Here is a 24,912-nt window from a genome sequence, read left to right on the forward strand (position 1 = left end):
TACTATCCATTTAGAAATCACCTTCGACCGATAATAAAGCCCGATATTTCTGTACCCCACAGATGGAGTTACGTTGATGGCAATTAATTATGCTGACTCGGCAAAAGAGATCGTACGCCTGATTGGCGGCGATAATAATGTGATTAATGTCACACATTGCGCCACACGTTTGCGATTTATTTTAAAAGATACTAGCCAGGCCGATAAAGACACGCTGAAACGCGTCAAAGGCGTTATTACCGTTATCGAATCCAGTGGGCAATTGCAGGTGGTGATTGGCAACCACGTCGGCGATGCCTATCGGGAAGTGCTCAAACTGGTCAATATGGATGAGAACGTGGCGGTCAGCGCGCCGAACGTCGGCATCGTCAGCCGCCTGATGGACATAATCTCCAGCATCTTCGCCCCCTTCCTGTATCCGCTGGCAGCCTGCGGGGTGTTGCAGGGGCTCATTTCGCTGTTTGCTGCCTTGGGCTGGATGGATCCGGCCAGCGGCACCTATCGTATTCTGAACTTCGTTTCCTGGACCGGCTTCACCTTCCTGCCGGTGATGGTAGCCTTCACCGCCGCGAAAAAATTCAACGTCAATCCGTTCACTGCGGTGATCGCGGCCTGTGCACTGGTCTCTCCAGACTATATGAACATGCTCACCGCCAATAAAATCCTGTTGGTGAACTCTGCCGATCCGGCCATGCAGGCTTTGATGCAGGAAGCCGTCAATAACCCACAGATTGCCAGGGTGCTGGCCGAGGTGGCCGGTATCCCGATTAATGCCGATCCCCTCACCTTCCTGGGCATGCCGGTGCAGTATCTCAGCTACACCGCCTCGGTGATCCCGATCATCCTGATGGTCTGGATCATGTCTTATGTGCAGCGTTTCTTTGAACGCATCCTGCCGCTGGTGATCCGCAACCTGTTCACGCCGATGTTCTGTATCGCGATCATGGTGCCGCTGACGCTGCTGGCCTTTGGCCCGATCGGTAACATGATTGGCGGGGCCATCGGTGGCGTCTATAACACGCTGTATCACCTCAGCCCTTCCATTGCCGGAGCGGTGGTAGGCGCACTGTGGATGCCGTTGGTCACGCTGGGCGTACACTGGGGGATCACGCCGGTCACCGTGGGGAACTATGCCACACTGGGTTATGACACCTTTACCGGCCTGCAAGCCTCGCCGGTGTTTGCCATGGCGGGTGCCGTGCTGGGCGTCTATTTGAAATCCAAAGACCCGGAGATGAAGCGCGTTTCGCTGTCTGCGGGCATGACCGCCCTGTTTGGCATCACGGAACCCGCCATCTACGGCGTAGCGTTGCGTCTGAAACGCCCAATGATTTGCGGCTGTGTCGCCGGTGCGGTCGGCGGTTCGATTGCCGGAGCCTTCAACGCGGTGTCATGGAGCTATTGCCTACCGGGGATTGCCGTGCTGCCGGTGTTCTTTAAAGAAGGCCATATGCCGCAGTTCCTTGGCTTCCTGTTGTCCATCTGCGTGGCATTTGTGCTCGGTGCGGTACTAACCTATATCGTCGGCTTCAAAGAAGAACAGCCTGCGCCAACGGCACCGCTCAACAAGCCTGAAATGGCCTAAATTTATCTACCAAGAGAAGCAATATTATGAAAAAACAGTTACCGGATGATTTCCTGTGGGGCGGCGCAGTCGCGGCGCACCAGGTTGAAGGCGGCTGGGATCAGGGCGGTAAAGGCCCAAGCATCGTCGATGTGTTGTCCAGCGGTGCCCACGGCGTCGATCGCGTGATCACCGACGGCATTGAACCAGGCTACCTCTACGCCAACCACGACGCGGTGGACTTCTACCACCGTTATCAAGGCGATATCGCGCTGTTTGCCGAAATGGGCTTCAAGTGCTTCCGCACCTCAATTGCCTGGTCGCGCATCTTCCCGCTAGGGGATGAGCTGGAGCCGAACGAGGAAGGATTACAGTTCTACGACAACCTGTTTGACGAGTTGCTGAAATACGGCATTGAGCCGGTGATCACCCTTTCCCATTTCGAGATGCCATGGCATCTGGTGAAAGAGTATGGCGGCTGGAAGAATCGCAAGGTGGTCGATTTCTTTGTGCGCTTTAGCGAAGTGGTCATCTCCCGTTACCAGCACAAAGTGAAGTACTGGATGACCTTCAACGAGATCAACAACCAGCGCAACTGGAAGACCCCGCTGTTCGGCTACTGCTGTTCAGGGGTGATTTTCACCCAGGAACCGAACCCGGAAGAGTGCATGTACCAGGTGCTGCACCATCAGTTTGTCGCCAGCGCACAGGTGGTCAAACTGGGGCATGCCATCAACCCGGCCCTGCAGATTGGCTGCATGATCGCCATGGTACCGCTGTATCCGTTCTCGTGTAATCCGGATGATGTGATGTATGCGCAAGAGGCGATGCGTGAACGCTTCCTGTTTGGCGATGTGCATATGCGCGGCTATTACCCGTCCTACATTCTGCATGAATGGGAGCGCAAGGGTTACCATATCCAGATGCAGCCGGAAGATGAGCAGATCCTGCGTGAAGGCTGTGCAGACTATATCGGCCTGAGCTACTACATGAGTAACGCGGTGCAGGCGGACTCCATCGGCACGGGCACGGCGCTGGCCGGTTTTGAAGGCAGCGTGCCGAATCCTTATGTGAAAGCATCCGACTGGGGCTGGCAGATCGATCCGGTGGGGCTGCGCTATACGCTCAACATCCTCTATGAACGCTACCAGAAGCCGCTGTTTATCGTCGAGAACGGCTTCGGTGCGCTGGATAAGCCCGAGGCCGATGGCCAGATCCACGACGATTACCGCATCGCCTATCTGCGTTCGCACATCGAGCAGATGAAAAAAGCGGTGATCGAGGACGGCGTTGAGCTGATGGGCTTTACCCCCTGGGGCTGTATCGACTGCGTGTCCTTCACCACCGGGCAATACAGTAAGCGCTACGGTTTTATCTACGTAGATAAGCACGACGACGGCAGCGGCACCTTTGCCCGCTCGAAGAAACAGAGCTTCGACTGGTATCGCCGCGTGATCGCCAGCAATGGCGAAACGTTAGCCTAACGGCATCTTATCGGGGCGAAACTCTTCGCCCCTTTGTCCTAAAGATCAACCAATCTTGCATTAATTCAGTTTGTTCTGGTTCCCAAGCGGCGATTTGGCGGCTACCTTCCTGCCTGGCTTACAGGTTTATAATTTGTCACGATTTTTATCGGAACTGCTGGCCAAAAGGTACGTCATAGTTGCGCGGCCCGTTTGGGGCTCGCGGCTGAATGCCGACGATTTAGCGCCTCCAGTTTGGAGTAGCGCACGCAGATATCCCTGCTTTTAAAGGAACTAACAATGAAAAAACGCATTGCGATAATTGCTGGTGCGGTAGCCGTTGCCATGACGCTATCGGCTTGTACCACCAACCCTTACACCGGGGAGTCAGAAGCCGGCAAGTCCGGTATTGGCGCTGGCGTTGGCGCAGCCCTGGGTGCCGGTATCGGCATGATCTCGTCATCGAAAAAAGACCGTGGTAAAGGCGCGCTGATCGGCGCCGCAGCCGGTGCCGCATTGGGCGGTGGAGCCGGATACTACATGGACGTGCAGGAAGCCAAACTGCGCGACAAAATGAAAGGCACCGGCGTTAGCGTTACCCGTCAGGGCGATAATATCGTGCTGAATATGCCAAACAACGTGACCTTCGATACTGACAGCAGCACGCTGAAACCGGCAGGAGCCAACACCCTGACCGGCGTAGCGATGGTGCTGAAAGAGTATGAAAAAACCGCCGTCAACGTGGTGGGTTACACCGACAACACCGGGGCTCGCGCGCATAATATGACGCTGTCTCAGCAACGTGCTGACGGTGTGGCCAGCGCGCTGATCACCCAAGGGGTCGTCGCCAACCGCATCCGTTCAATCGGTGCCGGCCCGGATAACCCGATTGCCTCCAACAGCACCACCGCAGGCAAGGCGCAAAACCGCCGCGTTGAGATCACCCTCAGCCCGCTGCAGTAATCCCGTGCGGGGCTTTGGCCCCGCCAGTTCGCATTTCCTGCCCTCACCTCTCCCGCCGGTTCCTCTGCCTGTGTTACTCTCGCCCGGCATCCCAACACCTTCTGTAGAGTGAAATATGTCCCTGAAAGCGATTGCCAAAGCATTGGATCTCTCCGTTACCACCGTAAGTCGCGCCCTGAATGGCTACGGCGACGTGGCCCAAGATACGCGCCAACGGGTAGAGGCTGAGGCAGAGCGTTTGGGTTATCGCCCCAATACCCTGGCGCGCCGTTTGAAAATGGGCAAAATCGACGCCGTTGGGCTGGTTTTCCCCTTCAATAACTATACGTTAAGTAACTCTACCTTGATGGAAATGATCGGTTGTATCAGCAATGAGTTGGTACGCCACGAGATCGACCTGCTGCTGGTGGCAGATGATGCGCCCCATCATGCCTTTACTCGCCTGATTGCCAGCAAACGTGTTGATGCGTTGATTGTCGCCCATACGCTAGACAACGATCCGCGTCTACAGGAGTTACAGCGGCTTAACTTCCCCTTTCTGGCGCTCGGCCGCAGCCAGCTGGTGAAAGATTACGCCTGGTTTGACTTTGATAACCGCGCTGGCAGCCAGATGGCCGTGGACTATCTGGTGGCGCTCGGCCACCGGAAAATTGCCTATCTGGGCGAAAATAACCAGCAATCGTTTATCAGCCAGCGCCGCCAAGGTTATCTGGATGGATTGGCCAGCCACCAACTGCCACAACGTGATGATTATCTGTGCAGTATCACGCCAAGCCGTCGTGCGGGTTATCTGACAACTCAAGCGTTATTGGCGTTGGCCGATCCGCCGACGGCAATCATTACCGACTGCAACGGTCACGGCGAGGGGGCAGCAATGGCGCTACGTGATGCCGATAAACTCGGCCCCGGTGGGGTTTCTCTGGTGGTGTATGACGGATTACCAGCGGAAAGCCTGCTCGACCTGCCTGTAGCCGCCATCGTCCAAGCCACCCGCGCGGAAGTGGGCCAACAGATCGCACAAATGACCCTTGGCCTGATCCGTGGTGAACCGTTGCAAAAATTACAGGTACTGTGGCAACCGGTGTTAAAACCCAATCCTGACGAACTCCCCCTGACCTCCTGATCGTTTAAAACAACGACGTTTTTTGCCCGACCAGATCACAGATCCGAAACGTTTAGGTTTTAATCCGAAACGTTTCGGATCAATGATGACGCCACTGAGTTGAGCCAAAGATCGTAAAGGAGTCAAAACATGGAACCCACCATTGTGCGGTTAACCAGCCCCATGACCGACGTCATTGTTCGTTGCCAGCCGTTTGCCGAAATTCTCTATTGGGGCCCCCACTTAAGCGGGTTTATGCCGGAAGATATCCTGACGCTGAGCCGGGCGGTGCCCAACGGCAGGCTGGATGTCGATACGCCGCTGACGCTGGCGGCAGAATCTGGACGCGGTCTGTTTGGCTCGCCGGGAGTGGAAGGCCATCGCGACGGCTACGATTGGTCCCCCGTGTTCACCACCAGCGAAATCACGCATCAGGACAATCAGTTACTGATCCTGGCAGAAGACCCACAGGCTGGGTTGCAACTACGCAGCGAACTGCAATTGGACAGCGCCAGCGGCGTGCTAAAGATGCGCCATACGTTGATCAATCACCATGCTGATCGTTACTGGGTTAACCGCTTGGCGTTGACACTGCCATTGCCAGAGCGTGCTGGTGAAGTGATGGCGTTCCATGGCCGCTGGATCCGCGAGTTCCAACCGCACCGAGTCACCCTGGAGCATGGTGGGTACCTGCAGGAAAACCGCCGAGGGCGCAGCTCTCATGAATACTTCCCTGGCATGATGGTAGGTAGCCGTGGCTTCAGCGAACAACAGGGGGAGGTCTGGGGTATCCATCTCGGCTGGAGCGGCAATCATCGTCTGCGTGCCGATGTAAAAACCGATGGCCGCCGCCTGTTGCAGGCAGAGGCCCTGTATCTGCCAGGCGAGCAGGAGCTGGAAGGCGGGGCCAGTCTAAGTACGCCTTGGCTGTATGCTGCCAGCTCTCGCACGGGTCTGAATGCGCTCAGCCAGCAGTTTCACCGTTATGTCCGCCAGAATATCCTGCACTTCCCTGAACACAAGCCACGTCCCGTGCATCTCAATACCTGGGAGGGCATCTATTTCGACCACCAGCCCGAGTACATCATGCAGATGGCCACCAAGTCGGCCGGACTTGGCGTAGAACGCTTTATCATTGATGACGGTTGGTTCCGTGGCCGCGACCACGATCGCGCGGCACTTGGCGACTGGTATCTGGACGAAAAAAAATACCCGAACGGGCTGGCTCCGGTGATCGAGCATGTTAAACAACTAGGCATGGAATTCGGTATCTGGGTGGAGCCAGAGATGATCAATCCAGATTCCGATCTGTTCCGGGCTCACCCCGACTGGGTGTTAGGTTTACCGGGCTATCAGCAACCTACCGGGCGTTTTCAGTACGTGCTCGATTTGTGCAACCCACAGGTCTTCGAATACCTGCTGGAGCGCATGAACTGGCTACTGAGCAATCATGATATCGACTACATCAAGTGGGACATGAACCGCGAGATCGTGCAACCCGCACACCTTGGCCGCGCCTCGCTGACAGCCCAGACCGAGCAATTCTATCGCCTGTTGGATAGCTTGAGGGAACGCTTCCCGCAGGTGGAATTTGAATCCTGCGCCTCCGGTGGGGGCCGTATCGATTATGAGGTCCTGCAACGCTGCCACCGCTTCTGGGCCTCCGACAACAACGATGCGCTGGAACGTCAAACCATTCAGCGTGGCATGAGCTATTTCTTCCCACCGGAAGTGATGGGCTCACACATCGGCAACCGACAGTGTCACGCCACCGAACGTCAGCACAGCATCGGTTTTCGCGGCCTGACGGCGCTGTTCGGTCACATGGGTATCGAACTCGACCCGGTCAAAGAAGGTGACGCCGAACAGCTTGGCTTCGTCCGCTATGTGGCGTTGCACAAATCTCTCCGGCCACTGCTACATAGCGGCGATGTTATCCGTATCGATCATCACGACCCAAGCACCCAGATTAATGGCGTGGTTGCCCCAGGACAGGAGCGAGCAGTCATTCTGGTCAGCCAGTTGGCGATGCCGGATCACCAGTTGCCGGGTAATTTGCGCATTCCAGGGTTGAGGCCGGATGCACGTTATCGGATCACCCTGCTGGATACCCCGCCGCTGATTCACCAACAGCAGGGCGGCCATACCATGCGCCAGTTACCCGCCTGGATGAAACAGCCCTGCGACGTTAGCGGGGAATGGCTGGCACAGGTTGGCCTGGCGTTACCGGTACTGGATCCGGAAAGCGCCATGCTGATCGGCCTGGAACAGCTCTGAGCTATCCCATAGATTTGCAGGTGCAGCGCTCACCCCGGCGAGCCGCTGCACACCCAAAGCTCGTCGTGGAAGGACAATCACCATGAACGCCACCGTCTGTACCTATAAAAATAACCGTAACTTCTGGATATTTGGCGCTTTCTTTTTCCTCTACTTTTTCATTATGGCCACCTGCTTTCCGTTTCTGCCGATCTGGCTGTCTGAGGTTATCGGGCTGAATAAAACCGAAACTGGCCTGGTATTTTCCTGCCTGTCTCTGTTTGCCATTCTATTCCAACCCATTTTTGGCATTATTTCCGATAAGCTCGGGCTGAAAAAACATCTGCTTTGGGTGATTACCCTGTTGCTGTTTTTCTTTGCCCCCTTCTTCCTCTACGTCTTTGCACCGTTGTTGAAAATGAACGTCTTGCTCGGAGCCATGGTGGGCGGGGCCTATATCGGATTTGCTTTTTCAGGAGGCGCAGGAGCCGTTGAGGCTTATATCGAACGAGTCAGCCGCAAAAGTGCCTTCGAATACGGCAAGGCGCGGATGTTTGGCTGTTTCGGCTGGGGGATCTGTGCGTCTACCGCCGGGGTGTTATTCAATATCAATCCGGATATCGTCTTCTGGATGGGATCTGGGGCCGCAGTATTACTGATGCTACTGCTGATACTGGCCAACCCACGCGAAAATCCTAACGCCATTGTCATGGACAAGCTGGGTGCCAATCAGAGCCAGTTCAATCTGAGGATGGTGGCAGAGCTGTTCAGGATGCCGAAGATGTGGATGTTCATCCTGTATGTGGTCGGCGTCGCCTGCGTCTATGACGTGTTCGATCAACAGTTTGCCAACTTCTTCAAAACCTTCTTCAGCTCGCCCCAGCGCGGTACCGAAGTCTTCGGTTATGCGACCACCGCCGGAGAATTGGCCAATGCGCTGATCATGTTCTGCTCGCCGTGGATTATTAACCGCATCGGGGCGAAAAATACGCTGCTGCTGGCCGGTACCATCATGTCCATACGCATCATTGGCTCCGCCTTTGCCACAACGGCACTGGAAGTCATCATGCTGAAAATGCTGCACGCGCTGGAAGTGCCTTTCCTGCTGGTCGGTTCCTTCAAGTACATCACCGCCAACTTTGATACCCGCCTTTCCGCCACGATCTATCTGATTGGTTTCCAGTTTGCCAAACAGGGGGCCGCCATCTTCCTCTCTGCCTTTGCAGGTAGCCTGTATGACCGTATGGGGTTCGCCGACACTTACCTGATCCTCGGCAGCCTTGCCTTGGGGGTCACGCTGATTTCTGTCTTCACCCTCAGCAGCCCCGACAAGAAAATCCAGCCGCAGGCCAAAGCGCAGGAGGCCACCTCCTGACATGGGTCATTCCCGGCTTTAGGCTTGGTGTGTTAGTCTCCTTGGCATTGAACCGCAGGGGAGATTGGCTGTGAGCAGTGATAAAGCAACGCGTGCCTCAGGGCGCGCCACCATCAGTGATGTGGCAAAACACGCCCAAACCGGCAAAACCAGCGTGTCGCGCTATCTCAATGGTGAAAAGCACCTGCTCTCCGACGCCCTCAAGCAACGTATCGACATCGCGATCCAGCAGCTCGACTATCGCCCAAGCCAGATGGCTCGAAGCCTGAAGGGCGGACAAACGCGGCTGATCGGCCTGATCATCGCCGATATCACCAATCCCTATTCCGTCGACGTGATGCGCGGTATCGAAGCCGCCTGCCGCCAGCATGGCTTTACCCTGCTGGTCTGTAACACCAATAACGAGATCAATCAGGAACAACACTATCTACAGTTGCTGAGCAGCTACCGGGTGGAAGGGATTGTGGTGAACGCCGTAGGGATGCGTGAAGACGCGCTCTCCATGCTGCAACAGTCGATGCTGCCGATGGTGCTTATTGACCGTAAAATTCCCGATTTCGCCTGCGATGTGGTGGGCCTGAATAACCACGAGGCCACCGCCACCGCGACGGAGCATCTGTTACAACAGGGGTTTGAGGCGATCCTGTTCCTCAGTGAGCCGATTGGCACCGTGAATACCCGGCTTGAGCGTCTGCACGCTTTTCGCCAGACCATGGCCAAACATCCCGATTTATCCGCCGAGCAGGCCGAAACTCCGCTCAACGACGCCGAAAAGCTGGCAACGGTATTACAGACCTTCAACACCCGCCATCGCGGCATGCGTAAAGCGGTGATCTCGGCCAACGGTGCCTTAACGCTGCAAGTTGCGCGCGCTATGCGCCACCTGGGCATGCAGTGGGGCAACGATATTGGCCTGCTGGGGTTTGACGAACTGGATTGGGCCGAACTGGCCGGAGTGGGGATCACTACCCTGAAACAGCCCACCTACCAGATAGGACATGCCGCGTTGGAGCTGCTGGTGCAGCGTATCCAGGGCCTCGATGCCCCCGTTAGCGAGCAGCTATTCTCCGGTGAGCTGATCGTTCGTGGCTCCACCCAGCGTTAGGCCATACTCGAACCATCAGTCCTCAAGCGACTATTTTTCAGCCAACTCCGTGATTGCGATCATAGTTCTGCATGCTGCTGCTTTTCAATGGAACCGGTTCCATTTACCGTTGCAACAACAGTAGCGGTGGTGATAGTTCACCTCAGGAGCCAAAAGATGAAGCAACAGATTATTGTAGTAACCAGCGCCTACGGCAACGACAAGGTACAGCAGCTAGGTGGCCAGGCGGCGTTGTTACCCCTGATCGCCCAAGCAGGCGCAGACGGCGTGGAAATCCGCCGTGAACTGCTTTCCCCACAGGAACTGGACGCTTTACCCACCCTGGCAAAAGCCCTTCAGCAACACCAACTGGCCGCCGTCTATTCCGCTCCTGAGTCACTGTTTACGCCACAGCATACCCTGAACCCAAATCTACCCGCCTTTTTGGCGGAGGCGAAGATCCTGCAAGCCAGCCGTCTCAAGCTGGCCTTAGGCCACTACCAGCCTGGCTTTGATTTTACCGAGTTAAAAATCGCGCTGGGGCAATCCGCAACCCAACTGGTGGTCGAGAACGATCAAACGCCAGACTGCGGCATCCTGTCATTGATGAACGCCTTTTTCCATGCGGTGGAAGCGAGCCAGTTGCCGGTCGGCATGACGTTCGACATGGCCAACTGGCATTGGGTGGGGCAAGACGCCCTGGCCGCCGCCAATCTGCTGGCCGCACACGTCGGCTATATTCATGTTAAAGCCGCAACCCTTGGCCCACGCGGCTGGCGCGCCATCGCCCTGGATGACACCGACGGTAGCTGGCGTGAAGTGCTGGCCCGCTTGCCGCAGGACGTGCCACGCGGCATTGAGTTCCCACTACAGGGCAGCGATCTGGAGGCGGTAACCCGCCATTACGTGGATATGTTACGCGGGGAGCAGGCATGATGAGCACGCAAAATTCTTTAGATGTCGTCACGCTGGGTGAAGCCATGGCGATGTTTGTCGCAGCGCAAGCTGGCGATCTGGCCGAGGTTGAAAGCTTTACCAAACGCATCGCCGGTGCCGAACTGAACGTGGCGATCGGGCTGGCCCGCCTGGGTCTGAACGTCGGCTGGGTCAGCCGGATAGGTAACGACTCGTTTGGCCGCTTTACCCTGCAACAGTTGGCGAAAGAAGGAGTTAATGCCCAGCGGGTCACCGTTGATGGCCGCTATCCAACCGGTTTTCAGCTGAAATCTAAAAATACCGATGGAACCGATCCCAGTGTGGAGTATTTCCGCAAAGGCTCCGCCGCCAGCCATCTTTCCACCGCCGACTTTGATCGCGACTATTTCGCCGGGGCCCGCCACCTGCACCTGAGCGGGGTAGCCGCCGCCCTGTCTGCCGAGTCGCTGGAGCTGTGCCATTTCGCCGCTGCAGAGATGCGCGCCCAAGGCAAAACCATCTCATTCGACCCCAACCTGCGCCCAGTGCTGTGGTCTAGCCGGGAGCTGATGATCGAACAGCTCAACAAACTGGCCTGCGCGGCCGACTGGGTGCTGCCAGGGTTAAAAGAGGGCCAGATCCTGACCGGGCAATCCACCGCAGAAGGCATCGCCGATTTCTATCTGGAGCGCGGCGTACAGGCCGTGATCATCAAAACAGGGCCAGAGGGTGCCTGGTTTAAAACCGCCGCAGGCGACCAGGCTGCGGTACCCGCGGTCAAAGTCACCAACGTGGTAGATACCGTCGGTGCCGGAGACGGTTTCGCGGTAGGGACGCTGAGCGCCCTGCTGGAAGGCAAAACGCTGCTCCAGGCGGTACAACGCGGCAACAAGATCGGTTCGCTGGCCATCCAGGCCATCGGCGACAGCGAAGGGCTGCCAACCCGCGCCGCACTGGCGGAATAATCATTTGCTCCAATGAGCGTCCACCTCTGTCCCTACAACCGAGGCACGCCGGGAGAGCACAAGCCCCAGCGGATAGCTGCAAGCCACCGCTGGTGAGAAGACTCCACTGAAGGGTTCTGCACATGACTAAAGCAACTATTGCGGCCAAACGCTGGTGGTACATCATGCCCATCGTGTTTATCACCTACAGCCTGGCCTATCTGGATCGTGCCAACTTTAGCTTTGCCTCTGCCGCCGGGATTAATGACGATCTTGGCATCACCAAAGGGATGTCATCCCTGCTGGGTGCCCTGTTTTTCCTCGGCTATTTCTTCTTCCAAATCCCCGGCGCCATCTACGCCGAACGCCGCAGCGTCAAGAAGCTGATTTTCTGGTGTTTGATCCTGTGGGGTGGCTGCGCCTCGCTGACCGGTATGGTCAGCAATATCCCGATGCTGGCAGCGATCCGCTTTATCCTTGGTGTGGTAGAGGCGGCGGTGATGCCCGCGATGCTGATATATATCAGCAACTGGTTTACCAAGTCTGAACGCTCCCGCGCCAACACCTTCCTGATCCTCGGCAACCCGGTCACGGTGCTGTGGATGTCGGTAGTTTCCGGCTACCTGATCCACGCCTTTGGCTGGCGTGAAATGTTTATCATCGAAGGGGTTCCTGCGGTCATCTGGGCATTCTGCTGGTGGGTGCTGGTCAAAGACAAACCCTCACAGGTCGGCTGGCTGAGCGATCAGGAAAAGCTGGCGTTGCAACAACAACTGGCCGAGGAGCAGAAAGGCATCAAGGCGGTACGCAACTACGGCGAAGCCTTCCGCTCGCGCAACGTGATCCTGCTGTGCATGCAATATTTTGCCTGGAGCATCGGCGTGTATGGCTTTGTACTGTGGCTGCCTTCGATCCTGCGCAGCGGTATGCAGATGGGGATGGTTGAAGCGGGCTGGCTGTCATCGGTACCTTATCTGGCCGCCACCATTGCGATGATCGTGGTTTCCTGGGCGTCGGACAAGATGCAGAACCGCAAGCTGTTTGTCTGGCCGCTGTTGCTGATCGGCGCGCTGGCCTTCTTCGCCTCCTACGCCATTGGCCCGAACCACTTCTGGATCTCCTATGGCCTGCTGGTGGTCGCCGGAGCGGCTATGTATGCGCCTTACGGTCCGTTTTTCGCCATCATTCCGGAGATGCTGCCAAGAAACGTCGCCGGGGGGGCCATGGCGCTGATTAACAGCATGGGCGCACTGGGCTCCTTCTTCGGTTCCTGGTTTGTCGGCTACCTCAACGGGGCGACCGGCAGCCCGGCAGCCTCTTATATGTTTATGGCTATCGCGCTGCTGGCCTCGGTGGGGCTGACGCTGATCGTCAAGCCTGCACGTAATGAAGCTCAGCCCCAGGTGGCCTAATCTTGCGAGTGAGGGGCTCAGCCCTTCACTCTCCTGCAATATGTTATGTTGAACATCTCGTTCACCAGATGGAGTTATTTGATGAAGCCTGCAATCGTGTTGTACAAAAGTATTCCTGCCGACCTGCGTGCCAAGCTGGACCAGCACTTTACCGTTCATGCCTTTGACGGTCTGCAACTGGACAACGCCGCCTTCGATCAGGCGCTACAACAGGCCGAAGGCATCCTCGGTTCCGGCGGCAAGATTGACGAAGCCTTTTTGCAACGCGCCCCCAAACTGCGTGCGGCATCCACCGTCTCCGTCGGTTACGACAACTTTGACGTTGAAGCACTCAACGCCCACCGGGTGCTGTTGATGCATACCCCAACCGTCCTGACCGAAACCGTGGCCGATACCATCATGAGCCTGGTGTTGGCCACCGCACGCCGGGTGGTCGAGGTGGCCGAGCGGGTCAAGGCAGGGGAATGGCAGGGCAGCATCGGGCCTGACTGGTACGGCGTTGACGTGCATCATAAAACCATCGGCATCCTCGGCATGGGCCGCATCGGCCTGGCACTGGCACAGCGTGCGCACTTCGGCTTTGGCATGCCGGTGCTGTACAACGCACGCCGCACCCATGAAGAAGCAGAGCAACGCTTCAATGCCCGCCGTTGCGATCTTGATACGCTGCTGGCCGAGTCGGACTTCCTGTGCATTACGCTGCCGCTCACTGAGCAAACCTTCCATCTGATTGGCCGCGAACAGCTGGCGAAGATGAAGCAGAGCGGGATTTTGATCAACGCGGGGCGTGGCCCGGTGGTAGATGAGCAAGCGCTGATTGAAGCCTTACAAGACGGCACCATTCATGCCGCTGGATTGGATGTGTTCGAGCAAGAGCCGGTCGCGGTCGATTCGCCGCTGCTGAAAATGGCCAACGTGGTCGCTTTGCCGCATATCGGTTCCGCCACCCATGAGACTCGCTACGGCATGGCCGAGTGCGCCGTGGATAACCTGATTGCCGCCTTGACCGGTACGGTCACAGAAAACTGCGTTAACCCGCAGTTGCTGAACAAGTAATCCTGATTAGATGCCAGCTTTTACCAACTGGCATCTAATCAAGCTGATCCATATTCTCCATGTCATCACTAACTATCGCCCCCATCCTGCTAAAACGAGCAGTCATCTCAACTTCAGATATGAAATCACCCTTTTCTGCCTCATTAATAGCCTTTTGAATTTCTATAAGTTGTTCGTCGAAACGTTGGACTGATGCAATACGCATAGGCTTACCTCATTGGTTAATGTTCACCTCGCAGTGCAGATTAAAAAACCAACAGCGCATAGTCAAACCTCTCCCCCTTCCCCCTCCGCCCCAAATTCTTACCCTGGGAGGAGGCGATTTTTTCTCCATACAGCACACTAGGCTACCCTACGATAATAACGCTTCCTGCCACGAGTAAGGAGAGCCATGAAACGCCTGACCCTTCCCCTGCTGATGCTGCTTTCACCCGCAGCGCTGGCCAACTGGACGCTGCAAAGCTTCCCGGCCTTCAGCGAATCCACCAGCGGTTTATTTACCAGCCAGGCAACCCTGGCCAAAGGCCAACTGCCGCTGCGGCTTTATCAGAACCAACAGTGCTGGCAGCCCAGCGACACGGTTAAGCTGAACCAGACGTTGTCGCTGCAACCCTGTAGCGATAGCGAGCCGGTCAGTTGGCGGCTATTTCGCGATGGCGATTATCAGGTGCGGATCGACACCCGCAGCGGCACACCCACCTTGCAGCTCAGCCTGAAGGCCGAACCGGAAAAAACCGTCGCCGCCGTGGCCCGCACCTGCCAACGCTGGGATGGCCAGCCGATCACGATCGCGGTGAAGGATACCTTTGCCGAAGGCGAAACGGTGCGCGATTTTTACTCGGGCCAGACCGCCACGGTGGTTCAGGGCCAGGTCACCCTGCAACCTGCGGCCAACAGCGGGGGGCTGCTATTGCTGGAGTCAGCCAATACGCCGCCACAGGCGGCTTTCAACTGGCACAACGCCACGGTCTATTTTGTGCTGACCGATCGCTTTGAAAACGGCAACCCAGCCAACGATCACAGCTATGGCCGCCACGGCGATGGCATGCAGGAGATCGGCACCTTCCACGGCGGCGACCTCGCCGGGTTGACGAAAAAACTGGATTATCTGCAACAGCTGGGGGTCAATGCCTTGTGGATCAGTTCCCCGTTGGAGCAGATCCACGGCTGGGTCGGCGGCGGAACCAAAGGGGATTTCCCGCATTATGCCTATCACGGTTACTACCATCAGGACTGGACCAAGCTTGATGCCAATATGGGCAATGAGCAGGATCTGCGTGATCTGGTGGAGCAAGCACACCAACGTGGGATCCGCATCCTGTTTGACGTGGTAGTCAATCACGTCGGCTATGCCACGCTGGCCGATATGCAGCAGTTTCAGTTCGGCTCGCTGTACCTGAAGGGAGACGAAGCCGCAAAAACCCTCGGCAAAAACTGGGGCGATTGGCAACCAGGGCCTGGCCAGAGCTGGCACAGCTTTAACGACTACATCAACTTCAGCGATAAAGCAGGCTGGAGCCAATGGTGGGGGAAAAACTGGATCCGCACCGATATCGGCGATTATGACTCACCGGGCTTTGACGATCTGACCATGTCACTGGCTTTCCTTCCGGACATCAAAACTGAAGCGCCAGGAGCCAGCGGCCTACCGCTGTTCTTCCGCCATAAACCTGATACCGCCGCGCGCGAAATCCCAGGAGCCACCACCCGCGATTATCTAACGGTCTGGCTCAGCCAATGGGTGCGCGACTACGGCATTGACGGTTTCCGCGTTGATACCGCCAAGCACGTCGATAAACCCACGCTGGACCTGCTAAAGCAGCGTGCCACCAACGCGCTGGCAGAGTGGAAAGCGGCTAATCCCAAGCAGGCGCTGGATAACGCGCCGTTCTGGATGACCGGTGAAGCCTGGGGTCACGGGGTGATGAAAAGCGACTATTACCAGCACGGCTTCGATGCAATGATCAACTTCGATTTTCAGGATCAGGCCTCGCAGGCACTGGGCTGCTTCTCCAATATCGATGCCACCTATCAGCAGATGGCGGATAAGCTGCAAGGCTTCAACGTGCTGAGCTATATTTCCTCGCACGACACTCGCCTGTTCTTCGCCAGCGATGCCAAAGGTTCGTTACCTTTGCAGCAGCGAGCAGCAGACCTGCTGTTATTAGCCCCGGGCGCGGTACAGATTTATTACGGTGATGAGAGCGGCCGGCCGTTTGGCCCAACCGGCTCCGATCCTTTACAAGGCACGCGCTCGGATATGAACTGGGGTGAACTGCAAGGAGCCAAAGCGCCGTTGTTGGCACATTGGCAGCGGCTAGGCCAGTTCCGCGAGCGCCACCCGGCAATCGGTGCCGGTACGCAGCAATCCCAGCAAACGCCTCATTACTATGCCTTTAGTCGCCAATATGGGGGCGATAAGGTGATGGTGGTGTGGGCTGGCGATCGGTCACAATAATTCAGCGCGTTATGCTGTAAAAAGCCCGCTGAGCAACATCTATGCCCGGCGGGCAAGATATCAGCCGCATTGCACCCGCTTTTATCTGGCGGTATGGTGGGCGTCTACCCGCTTACAACTATATTGCAGCAGCTATGAATTTTTCACTTTTCGGCGACAAATTTACCCGTTACGCGGGCATCACCCGCTTGATGGACGATCTGAATGAAGGCCTGCGCACGCCAGGTGCCATCATGCTTGGCGGCGGTAACCCGGCGCAAATCCCAGAGATGGCCAGCTACTTCAAACAGCTGTGCCAGGAGATGCTCGATCAGGGCAAGCTGACTGAAGCACTGTGCAACTACGACGGCCCACAAGGCAAAGACGCCCTGCTGAAAGCGCTGGCTACCATGCTGCAAGAAGAGCTTGGCTGGCAGATCGAACCACAGAATATTGCACTGACAAATGGCAGCCAGAGCGCGTTTTTCTACTTGTTTAACCTGTTCGCTGGCCGCTACGCCGACGGCACCCGCCGCCGCGTGCTGTTCCCGCTGGCGCCAGAATATATTGGCTATGCTGATTCCGGACTGGATGAAGGGCTGTTTGTCTCTGCCAAACCCAATATCGAGCTGCTGCCAGATGGCCAGTTCAAGTATCACGTCGATTTTGAGCATCTGAACATCGGTGACGACATCGGCATGATCTGCGTATCGCGCCCTACCAACCCGACCGGCAACGTGATCACCGACGAAGAGCTGATGAAGCTCGATCTGTTGGCGCAGCAGCGTGATATCCCACTGGTGATCGATAACGCTTACGGCGTGCCGTTCCCCGGCATTATCTTCAGCGAAGCCACGCCGTTGTGGAACCCGAACATCATCCTGTGCATGAGCCTGTCCAAGCTGGGCCTGCCTGGCTCACGCTGTGGCATCGTGATTGCCGACGAGAAGGTCATCAGCGCGCTGACCAATATGAACGGCATCATCAGCCTGTCCCCAGGCAGCATTGGCCCGGCGCTGGCCACGGAGATGATTGAGCGTGGCGATCTGCTGCGTTTATCCAACGAGGTGATCCGCCCGTTCTACAAGCAGCGGGTCGAGCAGACCATCGGCATTATTCGCCGTTACCTGTCGCCAGAGCGCTGCCTGATCCATAAGCCGGAAGGGGCTATCTTCCTCTGGCTGTGGTTCAAGGATCTGCCCATCACCACCGAGCTGCTTTATCAACGGCTGAAAAAGCGTGGCGTATTGATGGTACCTGGCCACTACTTCTTCCCGGGGCTGGAGCATGAATGGCCGCATACGCACCAATGTATGCGCATGAACTATGTGCCTAATCCGGAAGATATTGAGCGTGGCGTGATGATCCTGGCCGAAGAAGTTGAGCGCGCGCACCAGGAAGCATAGCTAAGGGTTGGGATCACACATGATCGACCGTAGGGGCGCTGCATGCTGCGCCCGTTGGAATTTACAGGAATCGAACACTCCCACCTAACTCATTGATTAAAAAGATGGGCGCAGCATGCTGCGCCCCTACGTTGTGAGCCCTGTGAGGTTTCTACATCGCCCAGAACAGCACCGCCAGCAGCTGCGGTGACATGATGCGCAGGAACATTGCCAACGGGTAGACCGTGGCATATGAGAGCGCTGCAGCGCCGCTGGTGGGGTGCAGGCCGTTGGCAAAGGCCAGCGCCGGTGGGTCGGTCATTGAGCCAGCCAGCATGCCGGAGAGCGTCAGGTAGTTCATCTTACCCACCACCCTCGCCAGAATACCCACGCTGATCAGCGGGATCGAGGTGATTAACGCACCGTAACCGACCCACGCCAGCCCATCGCCATGCAGCAGGGTATCAATAAAGTTCCCACCAGACTTCAGGCCAACCACGGCCAGGAACAGTACTATCCCCAGTTCACGCAGCGCCAGGTTGGCACTGGGCGGCATAAACCAGTACAGCTTGCCGATGCTGCCGATACGCCCCAGGATCAGGGCCACCACCAGCGGACCACCGGCCAGCCCCAACCGCAACGCCGCCGGGAAACCGGGGACAAACAGCGGGATAGATCCCAACAACACCCCAAGGCCAATACCGATAAATACCGGCAGCATCTGCACCTGTTGCAGCTTCTGCTGGGCGTTACCGACAATCGCCGCCACCGCTTCGATCGATTCTGGTCGCCCCACCAGGTTGAGGATATCCCCGAACTGCAGCGTAACATTGCTGCCTGCCACCAGCTCGACCCCGGCACGGTTGAGGCGCGAGACCACCACTTCATATTTTTGCTTCAGCTCCAGATCGCGGATTTTTTTCCCCAACACCTTTTCGTTGGTCACTACCGCACGAACCACTTGCAGTGAAGTCCCACGGGTGGAGAGCGAAACGTCGACTTCCTCGCCAATCACCAACCGGGCGTTTTCCAGCTTTTCGCGCTTGCCGACCAGGTGCAGAAAATCTCCCAGTTCCAGCGTTTCGTGCGGGGCGGGCACCATCAGTAAATCGCCGCGCTTGAGGCGCGAGCAGATGATGTCGTCATTGTTGAGCAGCGGCACATTCTTGATAGCCATGCCTTGCAGATTGGGGTTACGTACCGCCACGTTCATGGTCTGCAGCAGTTCGCGGTTACTCCCCAGGCTATCCTCAAACTCCTGCGCTTCCTTATCGATATTGATGCGGAAGAACAGCCGGATCAGCCACATCACCAGCAGAATGCCGCAGATACCGAATGGGTAAGCCATTGCATAGCCCATCCCCATGCGGTTAACCAGCTCCGGATCGGAACCCAGATCGGTGAGTATCTGCTGCCCGGCACCAAGCGCCGGGGTGTTGGTCACCGCGCCGGAGAACACGCCGAGAATGATTGGCAGCGGTACGGCAAACAGCTTATGGACAATCGCCGCCACCACGCCGCCTACCAGCACCAGCAAAATGGCGAAGCCATTGAGCTTGAGGCCGGAAACGCGCAGGGACGAGAAGAAACCAGGGCCAACCTGAATACCGATGGTGTACACAAACAGGATCAGACCGAACTCCTGAATAAAGTGCAGCATGTCGCCGTTGAGAGTGATCTGGTAAGTCTGTGCAAAGTGCCCGACGATGATGCCACCGAACAAGACGCCGCCTATCCCTAAACCCACGCCATACACTTTCCAGTTGCCAATCCATAACCCGAGAATAGCCACCAACGCCAACATGCTGACGGTCAGGGCGATATCACTCATACGTCACATCCTTACCCAAAGTTTAACAATCTCTATGCGATTAAATGCCTGCAATTAATAGGGATTCTGACATAAGGTGCGGGGGGGTAATGTGGGGTATGCCACAGAATGCAACGGGGGAGGCCCGAATGGACCTCCCCCGCAAGTTTTTGTTTTTTTTCAGCCGGTTATTTGGCTTCCAGCTCCGGAGTGCTACCGATGCTGATACGTTGTGGCTGCAAGGCTTCCGGCACGTGGCGTACCAGATCGATGTGCAGCAGGCCGTTTTCAAATTTGGCTTCGGCCACCTGCAGGTGCTCTGCCAGGGTAAAGGTCAGGCTGAACTCTTTGCACACCAGCCCCTGATGCAGATACTCCACCTGTTTTTCCGGCGGTGTGGGGTTGCCACGCACGGTCAGGCGCGGGCCTTCCACTTCAATATCCAGTTCGCTCTGTTTGAACCCGGCTAACGCCAGGGAAATGCGATAGTGATTGTCGTCGCTTTTCTCAATGTTATAGGGCGGGAACCCTTGTGGCTCCTGGCCTCCCATTGAGCTGGCCAGCTTGTCAAAACCGATCCATTGACGCAGAAGTGGGGATAAATCGTAGTTACGCATAATACTCTCCTTCCAAGAAGCGAGGTTTTTACCCGTCGCCTTTCAAGCCACAGCGTTGTTATCTGCACTTGCTCACCCCAGTCACTTACGAAAAGTAAGCTCCTGGGGATGAGCAAGCTGGTCGCCTAGCTGCGGCTTGAAATTCATAGGGTAAATCAAACATTGCCCCCTAACGGCAGGCACGGTGATAAAACAAAATTACTTAATTTCGATCCGACGCGGCTTTAACGTTTCCGGCACGATACGTTCCAGATCGATATACAGCAGGCCGTTTTCCAGTTTGGCGCCTCTAATTTGAATATGCTCGGCCAGCTGGAATTTGCGTTCAAAGTTACGCTCGGCAATACCTTGATATAAATAGGTTCTCTCAGCAGGTTCGTGGGTGTGAGCCCCGCGCACAATCAACAGATTGTCTTGCGTGGTGATCTCCAGTTCCTGCTCGGCAAACCCGGCCACCGCGATGGCAATGCGGTAATGATTTTCATCAACCAGCTCAACGTTGTACGGCGGATAGCCACCGTTACCCTGGCTTTGGCCAGCCTCAAGGGCGTTGAACAGGCGATCAAAACCGATCGCGGAACGGTACAGCGGGGAAAGATCAAAGTTGCGCATAAAACAGCCTCCTAAGGCACTTCAGCGAGGTTGATAATGAAGCCTTCCATCATGGACAGGCTATAAGGCTTGAATTCCCTTACGGCAAATTCTTAATTTGGCCTTGTAAAGAAGATGGGGTTTGCTTTCCACATTTCAACTGGTGATGATTAAATAATTGCCAATGGAAACGGCGAAAATTTGTTTATCACATACACTCAAAGTGAGATAGCCGCCACAGTGCGGAATGTTGCACCTTTCAATGCTTTGGCTGGATGTTATAAATCAGCAAATTTCAGGGGATGTATACCCCCCTCAGGATGGACGAATGAAACCAATTAAAAAAATGATAGCGACCGGTTGCCTACTGTTGACCACTAACGGTTGCTCCAGCGTAGCCAGCCACACCGGGGCCGACCAGGGTTATTACTCCGGTACGCGCGCCAATGTCGATATGATGAAGAGCGAAGATACCAGTTGGGCCATGATGCCCCTGCTGGCAATCGACCTGCCCCTGTCGGCGGCGATGGACACCATTTTGCTGCCTTACGACTACCTGCGTTCAGGCAGCGATAAAGCGGCAGCCTCACCCAAAGCCCGTATCCAGCATGATGAAGAACGAAATCTGGCTGCCAGCGGCAATCCAGGCCAGGGCATGGCAACTTCGCCAGCACCGGCCGGGCTGTAGTTAAACCGCCACCACAAAAATCTGGTTAAATCCGGCGACTTCACGCATAAAGGCCACCTGTTTGCCGTCCGGTGAGAACACCACGGCGTCCCCCAGTGGTGGCTGCGCAGTCCGTTTGGTCAGGCGCTGCATATTGCCGTTGGCGATATCGCACAGCATCACACTGTTATCACACACCAGCGCAATCTTGCCCCCCTGCGGATGCCAACTGAAGGCCGACTGGATGCTGTGATCCGCTTGTGTCACCTGATTCGCCTCCCCGCCATTTGGGGAAACAGTCCACAGTTGCACTATGCCCCGATCGTCTTGCATCAGGAAGGCGATGGCACTGCCGTCTGGCGAACTCCGCAACCAATGGCGTGGCGTGGTGGCAACCCCAGGATAGTTACGGTGGCCGGTATAGGTTAACCGCCGTTGTTGAACCCCCAACGGAGGGGCAGGTAAGGTTGTTGCCGTTCCCTGCAAGGGAGCCTCCCCGGCTTTGGCATAGTCGGCATCGTTTTCCGGCAAATCCACCACAAACACTTCCGGCAGCTTTTCCCCCTGCGGCGAGAGGGTATCGCCGATAAACGCCAACGCCCAACGCTGGCGGCTGCCATCAGGTTTGCTGTAACCTTGCTTACCCACCCAGCCCTCTTCGTAAGCCCGATTGATTTGATCGCTGCCCGGCTGCGGGGTTGGCGTGGTTGCGCTGACCAGTACACAGTAATGGCTACCGTCATATTCACGCGGGTGCTGCTTGGGCGGATTCACCCCTTGCAGCGGCACCGCTACACCAACGTTACGCAAATCCAGTGCCGGATCGAGTTCGTGCATCACATGGTCGTTATAGGTGAAGCTCAGGCGGCTGGCATCTGGGCTAAAGACATGCACGTGGGTGCCACCACGCAGCGCGCCTGGGGTATAGGGGGCGGTAATGTCCAATGCGTCTAGGGTGATCGCCAATTCACGATCCGGCTCGCTGACGATCACGCCACGGCGATGGTGGAAGTCATAATGCCAGAAGCTGTCTGGGTGTTCCGGCCCATGGATGAACACATAGCGCGCTGGTGCATCCGGGCTCACCGTTACCACACCAACATGGGCACCATGCTGCGCCCGATAAACCACTTCCACCTGACCGCTGGCAACGTTCACCCGCTCAATGCTCAGCCCGGTAAAGGACACACCGCTTGGCCGTACATCATACGCCAGCCATTGGCTGCACGGTGTCCAGACGTTAATGTTGGTGAGCTGATGACCTCGCGGATCAAAAGTCAGCTGTCGTTCCTGATGGCTCATGGCGGCTCCTGTATACCGGCTGGCATAGAACCGCCATAGTACCCGATCGACCCATTCGTTTCACATCACCCAGGTTTAAGGCGCTTTTGCTAATCGCAGGTATTCAGCCTTGGCTTTTTGTAACTGGTCGACAAACGCTGGCTCGGCGTGTAAACGCGCCACAATGGCCGCCCCCACCAGGCGCCCGGCGGTAACGTCACTCTGCCAATGATAGCCGCAGATCACGCGGCTTTGCCCCATCTCATAGCCCCGTTTGAGGATCTCCCCCTGGCGCACAGGATTGATCTCCGCCAGCACGAGTGCGGTAGCCCAACCGATACTCGTATGGCCGGACGGGTAGGAACCGTTGGTTGATAGCACACTTTCTTCTTCCGGGCGGCAGGTCGCCTGATGATAAAATGCAAAAGGCCGGGTCCGCATATAATGCTCCTTGGCGCTGCGGGTCGCCAAATCACCGGTATCCTCACGCATTTTCGTTACCAGGCGATATAACTCTGGCGTTTTCTTCCGTGTTATTTCCATGCCGAAGGCGCTGAAAAATGCCAGTGGTATACCATCGCCGTAAATCTGCGCATCATTATAAGCTTGCTTGCCTCTTGGCGTATCCCTCAGCAACTTACCGGCGTCATACTGAGCCTTGTCATTGAGAAAATCGATGCTGTCAACGGCCGGTGGCGGGGGCAATAAGGAGAGGCTATCAATCGACTGTGCTTCCTTAAGATAGTAGAAATCCGGTGTCGTCGTCACGTCTCTGGCGGCAAAGGATAATTGCGTTAAGGCAATATAAGCCAATGATGAAATTATAATTTTTTTCATATTATCTCCTAACGAACTTTATTAGTTGTTTTACAATATAGTGAACAAGCTAAAATGAAACATGAAGTGATAAATAGCTATTTCGTCATTTAAAATACAATAAAAAATACAGATCGCAAAAATAATTTTTATTTATACCATTTGAATTAATGCAATTAATTAACGAGAACATTTATATTAATAAAACATGAACTCACTAGAAATATTCTTTTAGGAGCGACTTAGTTATTTCAGTAAAGAAATAACACCCGCGGGTCATCAGCCATGAGGCGTTAATACATGATTTACTTGGAAGCAGCTTAAGCCCCCAGGGAAGGGGGCTGGCAGGCATTAAACGTTCAGCACAAACTTCTCAATTGCCAGTGCGACGCCGTCTTCGGTATTGGTGCCGGTCACGTGCTGGGCAATTTCCTTTAATTCTGCAATAGCATTGCCCATCGCCACACCCATCCCGGCATACTCGATCATCGCAATATCATTAGCCTGATCGCCTAGCGCCATCACGTTTTCCTGCTTGATGCCTAAATGTTCGGCCAGCATTCTGACGCCCGCGCCCTTATCAACATTCTTATGCAGGATCTCCAGGAAGTAAGGGGCGCTTTTCATAATGGTGTAGCGATCCCAGGCTTCTGCGGGCAAGCGGGCTATCGCGGTATCCAGCAAGGCAGGCTCATCAATCATCATCACCTTCGGGAAGCGTATGGTGCGATCCATCTCTTCCACGCTGCGGTATTTCAGTGGGATACCGGTCATTTGGGATTCATGGACGGTATATTTGCCAATGTCTTTATTCGGCGTGTAGAGGGTATCGAAATCAAACGCCTGATAATGAACGCCAAGCTCCCGTGCCAACTGCTCAAAATAGAGGTAATCGTCAAAACCGAGCGTTTCTTGCAGCACGCAGGTCCCGTCCGTCGCCTTCAGCACCAGGGCACCGTTATAGGTGATGCAGAAATCGCCCTCACCCTGAATATCCAACTGACGCAGGTAGTCCTGCACGCCAACATAAGGCCGCCCGGTAGCCAGCACCACATGCACGCCTTTAGCGCGCGCGGCGGTCAGCGCCTGCTTTACCGCTGGCGTAATCTGGTGCTGCGGATTGAGCAGCGTGCCGTCCATATCAATTGCAATCAGTTCAATAGCCATTCGAGCG

21 protein-coding genes are annotated in these 24,912 nt (G+C 55.9%); 14 read left to right on the plus strand and 7 right to left on the minus strand.

The genetic code is table 11. From position 1 onward, the window contains the following. The first annotated feature begins 76 nt into the window (after positions 1-76). The 11 genes from D9980_RS19765 (at position 77) to ghrB (ending at position 14,134) form a co-directional block, all read left to right on the plus strand. Positions 77-1,585 (plus strand): PTS transporter subunit EIIC, encoded by a 1,509-nt coding sequence (locus D9980_RS19765; protein WP_024483291.1) that lies wholly within the window; start codon positions 77-79, stop codon positions 1,583-1,585. A 23-nt stretch (positions 1,586-1,608) separates the two neighbouring features. Then, positions 1,609-3,048 carry a 6-phospho-beta-glucosidase gene (locus tag D9980_RS19770; RefSeq protein ID WP_121608225.1) on the plus strand — a complete coding sequence of 480 codons (1,440 nt, stop codon included), beginning with the start codon at positions 1,609-1,611 and terminating at the stop codon, positions 3,046-3,048. 279 nt (positions 3,049-3,327) lie between these two features. Then, the gene (locus D9980_RS19775; RefSeq protein ID WP_121608226.1) at positions 3,328-3,990 is read left to right on the plus strand and encodes an OmpA family lipoprotein; all 663 of its coding nucleotides are present in this window, start codon (positions 3,328-3,330) and stop codon (positions 3,988-3,990) included. Between the two features lie 115 nt (positions 3,991-4,105). Further along, complete coding sequence (locus D9980_RS19780) at positions 4,106-5,113, plus strand: substrate-binding domain-containing protein (protein ID WP_121608227.1); 1,008 nt, start codon at positions 4,106-4,108, stop codon at positions 5,111-5,113. A gap of 129 nt (positions 5,114-5,242) precedes the next feature. Further along, positions 5,243-7,369: an alpha-galactosidase gene (locus D9980_RS19785; RefSeq protein WP_121608228.1), complete on the plus strand. Its 2,127-nt coding sequence runs from the start codon at positions 5,243-5,245 to the stop codon at positions 7,367-7,369. 82 nt (positions 7,370-7,451) lie between these two features. Continuing rightward, on the plus strand, positions 7,452-8,723 hold the full coding sequence (locus D9980_RS19790) for an MFS transporter (protein ID WP_121608229.1): 1,272 nt from the start codon (positions 7,452-7,454) through the stop codon (positions 8,721-8,723). Between the two features lie 70 nt (positions 8,724-8,793). Further along, complete coding sequence (locus D9980_RS19795; RefSeq protein WP_121608230.1) at positions 8,794-9,828, plus strand: LacI family DNA-binding transcriptional regulator; 1,035 nt, start codon at positions 8,794-8,796, stop codon at positions 9,826-9,828. A 156-nt stretch (positions 9,829-9,984) separates the two neighbouring features. Beyond that, positions 9,985-10,743, plus strand: a complete 759-nt coding sequence (locus D9980_RS19800; RefSeq protein ID WP_121608231.1) for a sugar phosphate isomerase/epimerase — start codon at positions 9,985-9,987, stop codon at positions 10,741-10,743. Next, complete coding sequence (locus D9980_RS19805) at positions 10,740-11,687, plus strand: sugar kinase (RefSeq protein ID WP_370454276.1); 948 nt, start codon at positions 10,740-10,742, stop codon at positions 11,685-11,687. The genes D9980_RS19800 and D9980_RS19805 overlap by 4 nt, the downstream gene beginning before the upstream one ends. A gap of 122 nt (positions 11,688-11,809) precedes the next feature. After that, positions 11,810-13,078 carry an MFS transporter gene (locus D9980_RS19810; RefSeq protein WP_024483300.1) on the plus strand — a complete coding sequence of 423 codons (1,269 nt, stop codon included), beginning with the start codon at positions 11,810-11,812 and terminating at the stop codon, positions 13,076-13,078. Positions 13,079-13,159: 81 nt separating this feature from the next. Then, positions 13,160-14,134, plus strand: a complete 975-nt coding sequence (ghrB, locus tag D9980_RS19815) for a glyoxylate/hydroxypyruvate reductase GhrB (protein ID WP_024483301.1) — start codon at positions 13,160-13,162, stop codon at positions 14,132-14,134. Between the two features lie 34 nt (positions 14,135-14,168). Here the strand turns inward: ghrB and D9980_RS26880 are convergent, their stop codons facing one another. After that, complete coding sequence (locus D9980_RS26880; RefSeq protein WP_158645272.1) at positions 14,169-14,339, minus strand: hypothetical protein; 171 nt, start codon at positions 14,337-14,339, stop codon at positions 14,169-14,171. Positions 14,340-14,525: 186 nt separating this feature from the next. Here D9980_RS26880 and D9980_RS19820 point away from each other — a divergent pair, with 186 nt between their 5' ends. Next, positions 14,526-16,592 (plus strand): alpha-amylase, encoded by a 2,067-nt coding sequence (locus D9980_RS19820; RefSeq protein ID WP_121608233.1) that lies wholly within the window; start codon positions 14,526-14,528, stop codon positions 16,590-16,592. 134 nt (positions 16,593-16,726) lie between these two features. Then, on the plus strand, positions 16,727-17,977 hold the full coding sequence (locus D9980_RS19825) for a valine--pyruvate transaminase (RefSeq protein ID WP_121609056.1): 1,251 nt from the start codon (positions 16,727-16,729) through the stop codon (positions 17,975-17,977). Positions 17,978-18,128: 151 nt separating this feature from the next. On the opposite strand, the gene D9980_RS19830 is transcribed toward D9980_RS19825, so the two are convergent. The 3 genes from D9980_RS19830 to ibpA form a co-directional block, all read right to left on the minus strand. Next, positions 18,129-19,787 (minus strand): putative transporter, encoded by a 1,659-nt coding sequence (locus D9980_RS19830; RefSeq protein WP_121608234.1) that lies wholly within the window; start codon positions 19,785-19,787, stop codon positions 18,129-18,131. 167 nt (positions 19,788-19,954) lie between these two features. Beyond that, positions 19,955-20,383, minus strand: a complete 429-nt coding sequence (gene ibpB, locus D9980_RS19835) for a small heat shock chaperone IbpB (protein ID WP_024483305.1) — start codon at positions 20,381-20,383, stop codon at positions 19,955-19,957. A 198-nt stretch (positions 20,384-20,581) separates the two neighbouring features. Continuing rightward, positions 20,582-20,995: a small heat shock chaperone IbpA gene (gene ibpA / locus D9980_RS19840; RefSeq protein ID WP_024483306.1), complete on the minus strand. Its 414-nt coding sequence runs from the start codon at positions 20,993-20,995 to the stop codon at positions 20,582-20,584. A gap of 307 nt (positions 20,996-21,302) precedes the next feature. Between ibpA and D9980_RS19845 the strand changes: the two genes are divergently transcribed. After that, a complete protein-coding gene (locus tag D9980_RS19845) occupies positions 21,303-21,662 on the plus strand; it encodes a YceK/YidQ family lipoprotein (protein ID WP_121608235.1) in 360 nt (119 codons plus the stop codon). On the opposite strand, the gene D9980_RS19850 is transcribed toward D9980_RS19845, so the two are convergent. The 3 genes from D9980_RS19850 to yidA all read right to left on the minus strand — a co-directional run bounded on the left by D9980_RS19850 (position 21,663) and on the right by yidA (position 24,905). After that, a complete protein-coding gene (locus tag D9980_RS19850) occupies positions 21,663-22,943 on the minus strand; it encodes a DUF3748 domain-containing protein (RefSeq protein ID WP_121608236.1) in 1,281 nt (426 codons plus the stop codon). Positions 22,944-23,018: 75 nt separating this feature from the next. Continuing rightward, positions 23,019-23,759 carry a phosphatase PAP2 family protein gene (locus tag D9980_RS19855; protein ID WP_121608237.1) on the minus strand — a complete coding sequence of 247 codons (741 nt, stop codon included), beginning with the start codon at positions 23,757-23,759 and terminating at the stop codon, positions 23,019-23,021. Between the two features lie 330 nt (positions 23,760-24,089). Then, positions 24,090-24,905, minus strand: a complete 816-nt coding sequence (gene yidA / locus D9980_RS19860) for a sugar-phosphatase (RefSeq protein ID WP_121608238.1) — start codon at positions 24,903-24,905, stop codon at positions 24,090-24,092. Positions 24,906-24,912 lie beyond the last annotated feature (7 nt).

Origin of the sequence: Serratia sp. 3ACOL1 (assembly GCF_003668775.1) — a bacterium.
Classification (GTDB): domain Bacteria; phylum Pseudomonadota; class Gammaproteobacteria; order Enterobacterales; family Enterobacteriaceae; genus Chania; species Chania fonticola.

Coding starts and splice junctions, on each gene's coding strand:
- D9980_RS19765 (WP_024483291.1), top strand. CDS start 77: ATGGCAATTAATTATGCTGACTCGGCAAAAGAGATCGTACGCCTGATT.
- D9980_RS19775 (WP_121608226.1), top strand. CDS start 3,328: ATGAAAAAACGCATTGCGATAATTGCTGGTGCGGTAGCCGTTGCCATG.
- D9980_RS19780 (WP_121608227.1), top strand. CDS start 4,106: ATGTCCCTGAAAGCGATTGCCAAAGCATTGGATCTCTCCGTTACCACC.
- D9980_RS19785 (WP_121608228.1), top strand. CDS start 5,243: ATGGAACCCACCATTGTGCGGTTAACCAGCCCCATGACCGACGTCATT.
- D9980_RS19790 (WP_121608229.1), top strand. CDS start 7,452: ATGAACGCCACCGTCTGTACCTATAAAAATAACCGTAACTTCTGGATA.
- D9980_RS19800 (WP_121608231.1), top strand. CDS start 9,985: ATGAAGCAACAGATTATTGTAGTAACCAGCGCCTACGGCAACGACAAG.
- D9980_RS19805 (WP_370454276.1), top strand. CDS start 10,740: ATGATGAGCACGCAAAATTCTTTAGATGTCGTCACGCTGGGTGAAGCC.
- D9980_RS19810 (WP_024483300.1), top strand. CDS start 11,810: ATGACTAAAGCAACTATTGCGGCCAAACGCTGGTGGTACATCATGCCC.
- ghrB (WP_024483301.1), top strand. CDS start 13,160: ATGAAGCCTGCAATCGTGTTGTACAAAAGTATTCCTGCCGACCTGCGT.
- D9980_RS26880 (WP_158645272.1), bottom strand. CDS start 14,339: ATGCGTATTGCATCAGTCCAACGTTTCGACGAACAACTTATAGAAATT.
- D9980_RS19820 (WP_121608233.1), top strand. CDS start 14,526: ATGAAACGCCTGACCCTTCCCCTGCTGATGCTGCTTTCACCCGCAGCG.
- D9980_RS19825 (WP_121609056.1), top strand. CDS start 16,727: ATGAATTTTTCACTTTTCGGCGACAAATTTACCCGTTACGCGGGCATC.
- D9980_RS19830 (WP_121608234.1), bottom strand. CDS start 19,787: ATGAGTGATATCGCCCTGACCGTCAGCATGTTGGCGTTGGTGGCTATT.
- ibpB (WP_024483305.1), bottom strand. CDS start 20,383: ATGCGTAACTACGATTTATCCCCACTTCTGCGTCAATGGATCGGTTTT.
- ibpA (WP_024483306.1), bottom strand. CDS start 20,995: ATGCGCAACTTTGATCTTTCCCCGCTGTACCGTTCCGCGATCGGTTTT.
- D9980_RS19845 (WP_121608235.1), top strand. CDS start 21,303: ATGAAACCAATTAAAAAAATGATAGCGACCGGTTGCCTACTGTTGACC.
- D9980_RS19850 (WP_121608236.1), bottom strand. CDS start 22,943: ATGAGCCATCAGGAACGACAGCTGACTTTTGATCCGCGAGGTCATCAG.
- D9980_RS19855 (WP_121608237.1), bottom strand. CDS start 23,759: ATGAAAAAAATTATAATTTCATCATTGGCTTATATTGCCTTAACGCAA.
- yidA (WP_121608238.1), bottom strand. CDS start 24,905: ATGGCTATTGAACTGATTGCAATTGATATGGACGGCACGCTGCTCAAT.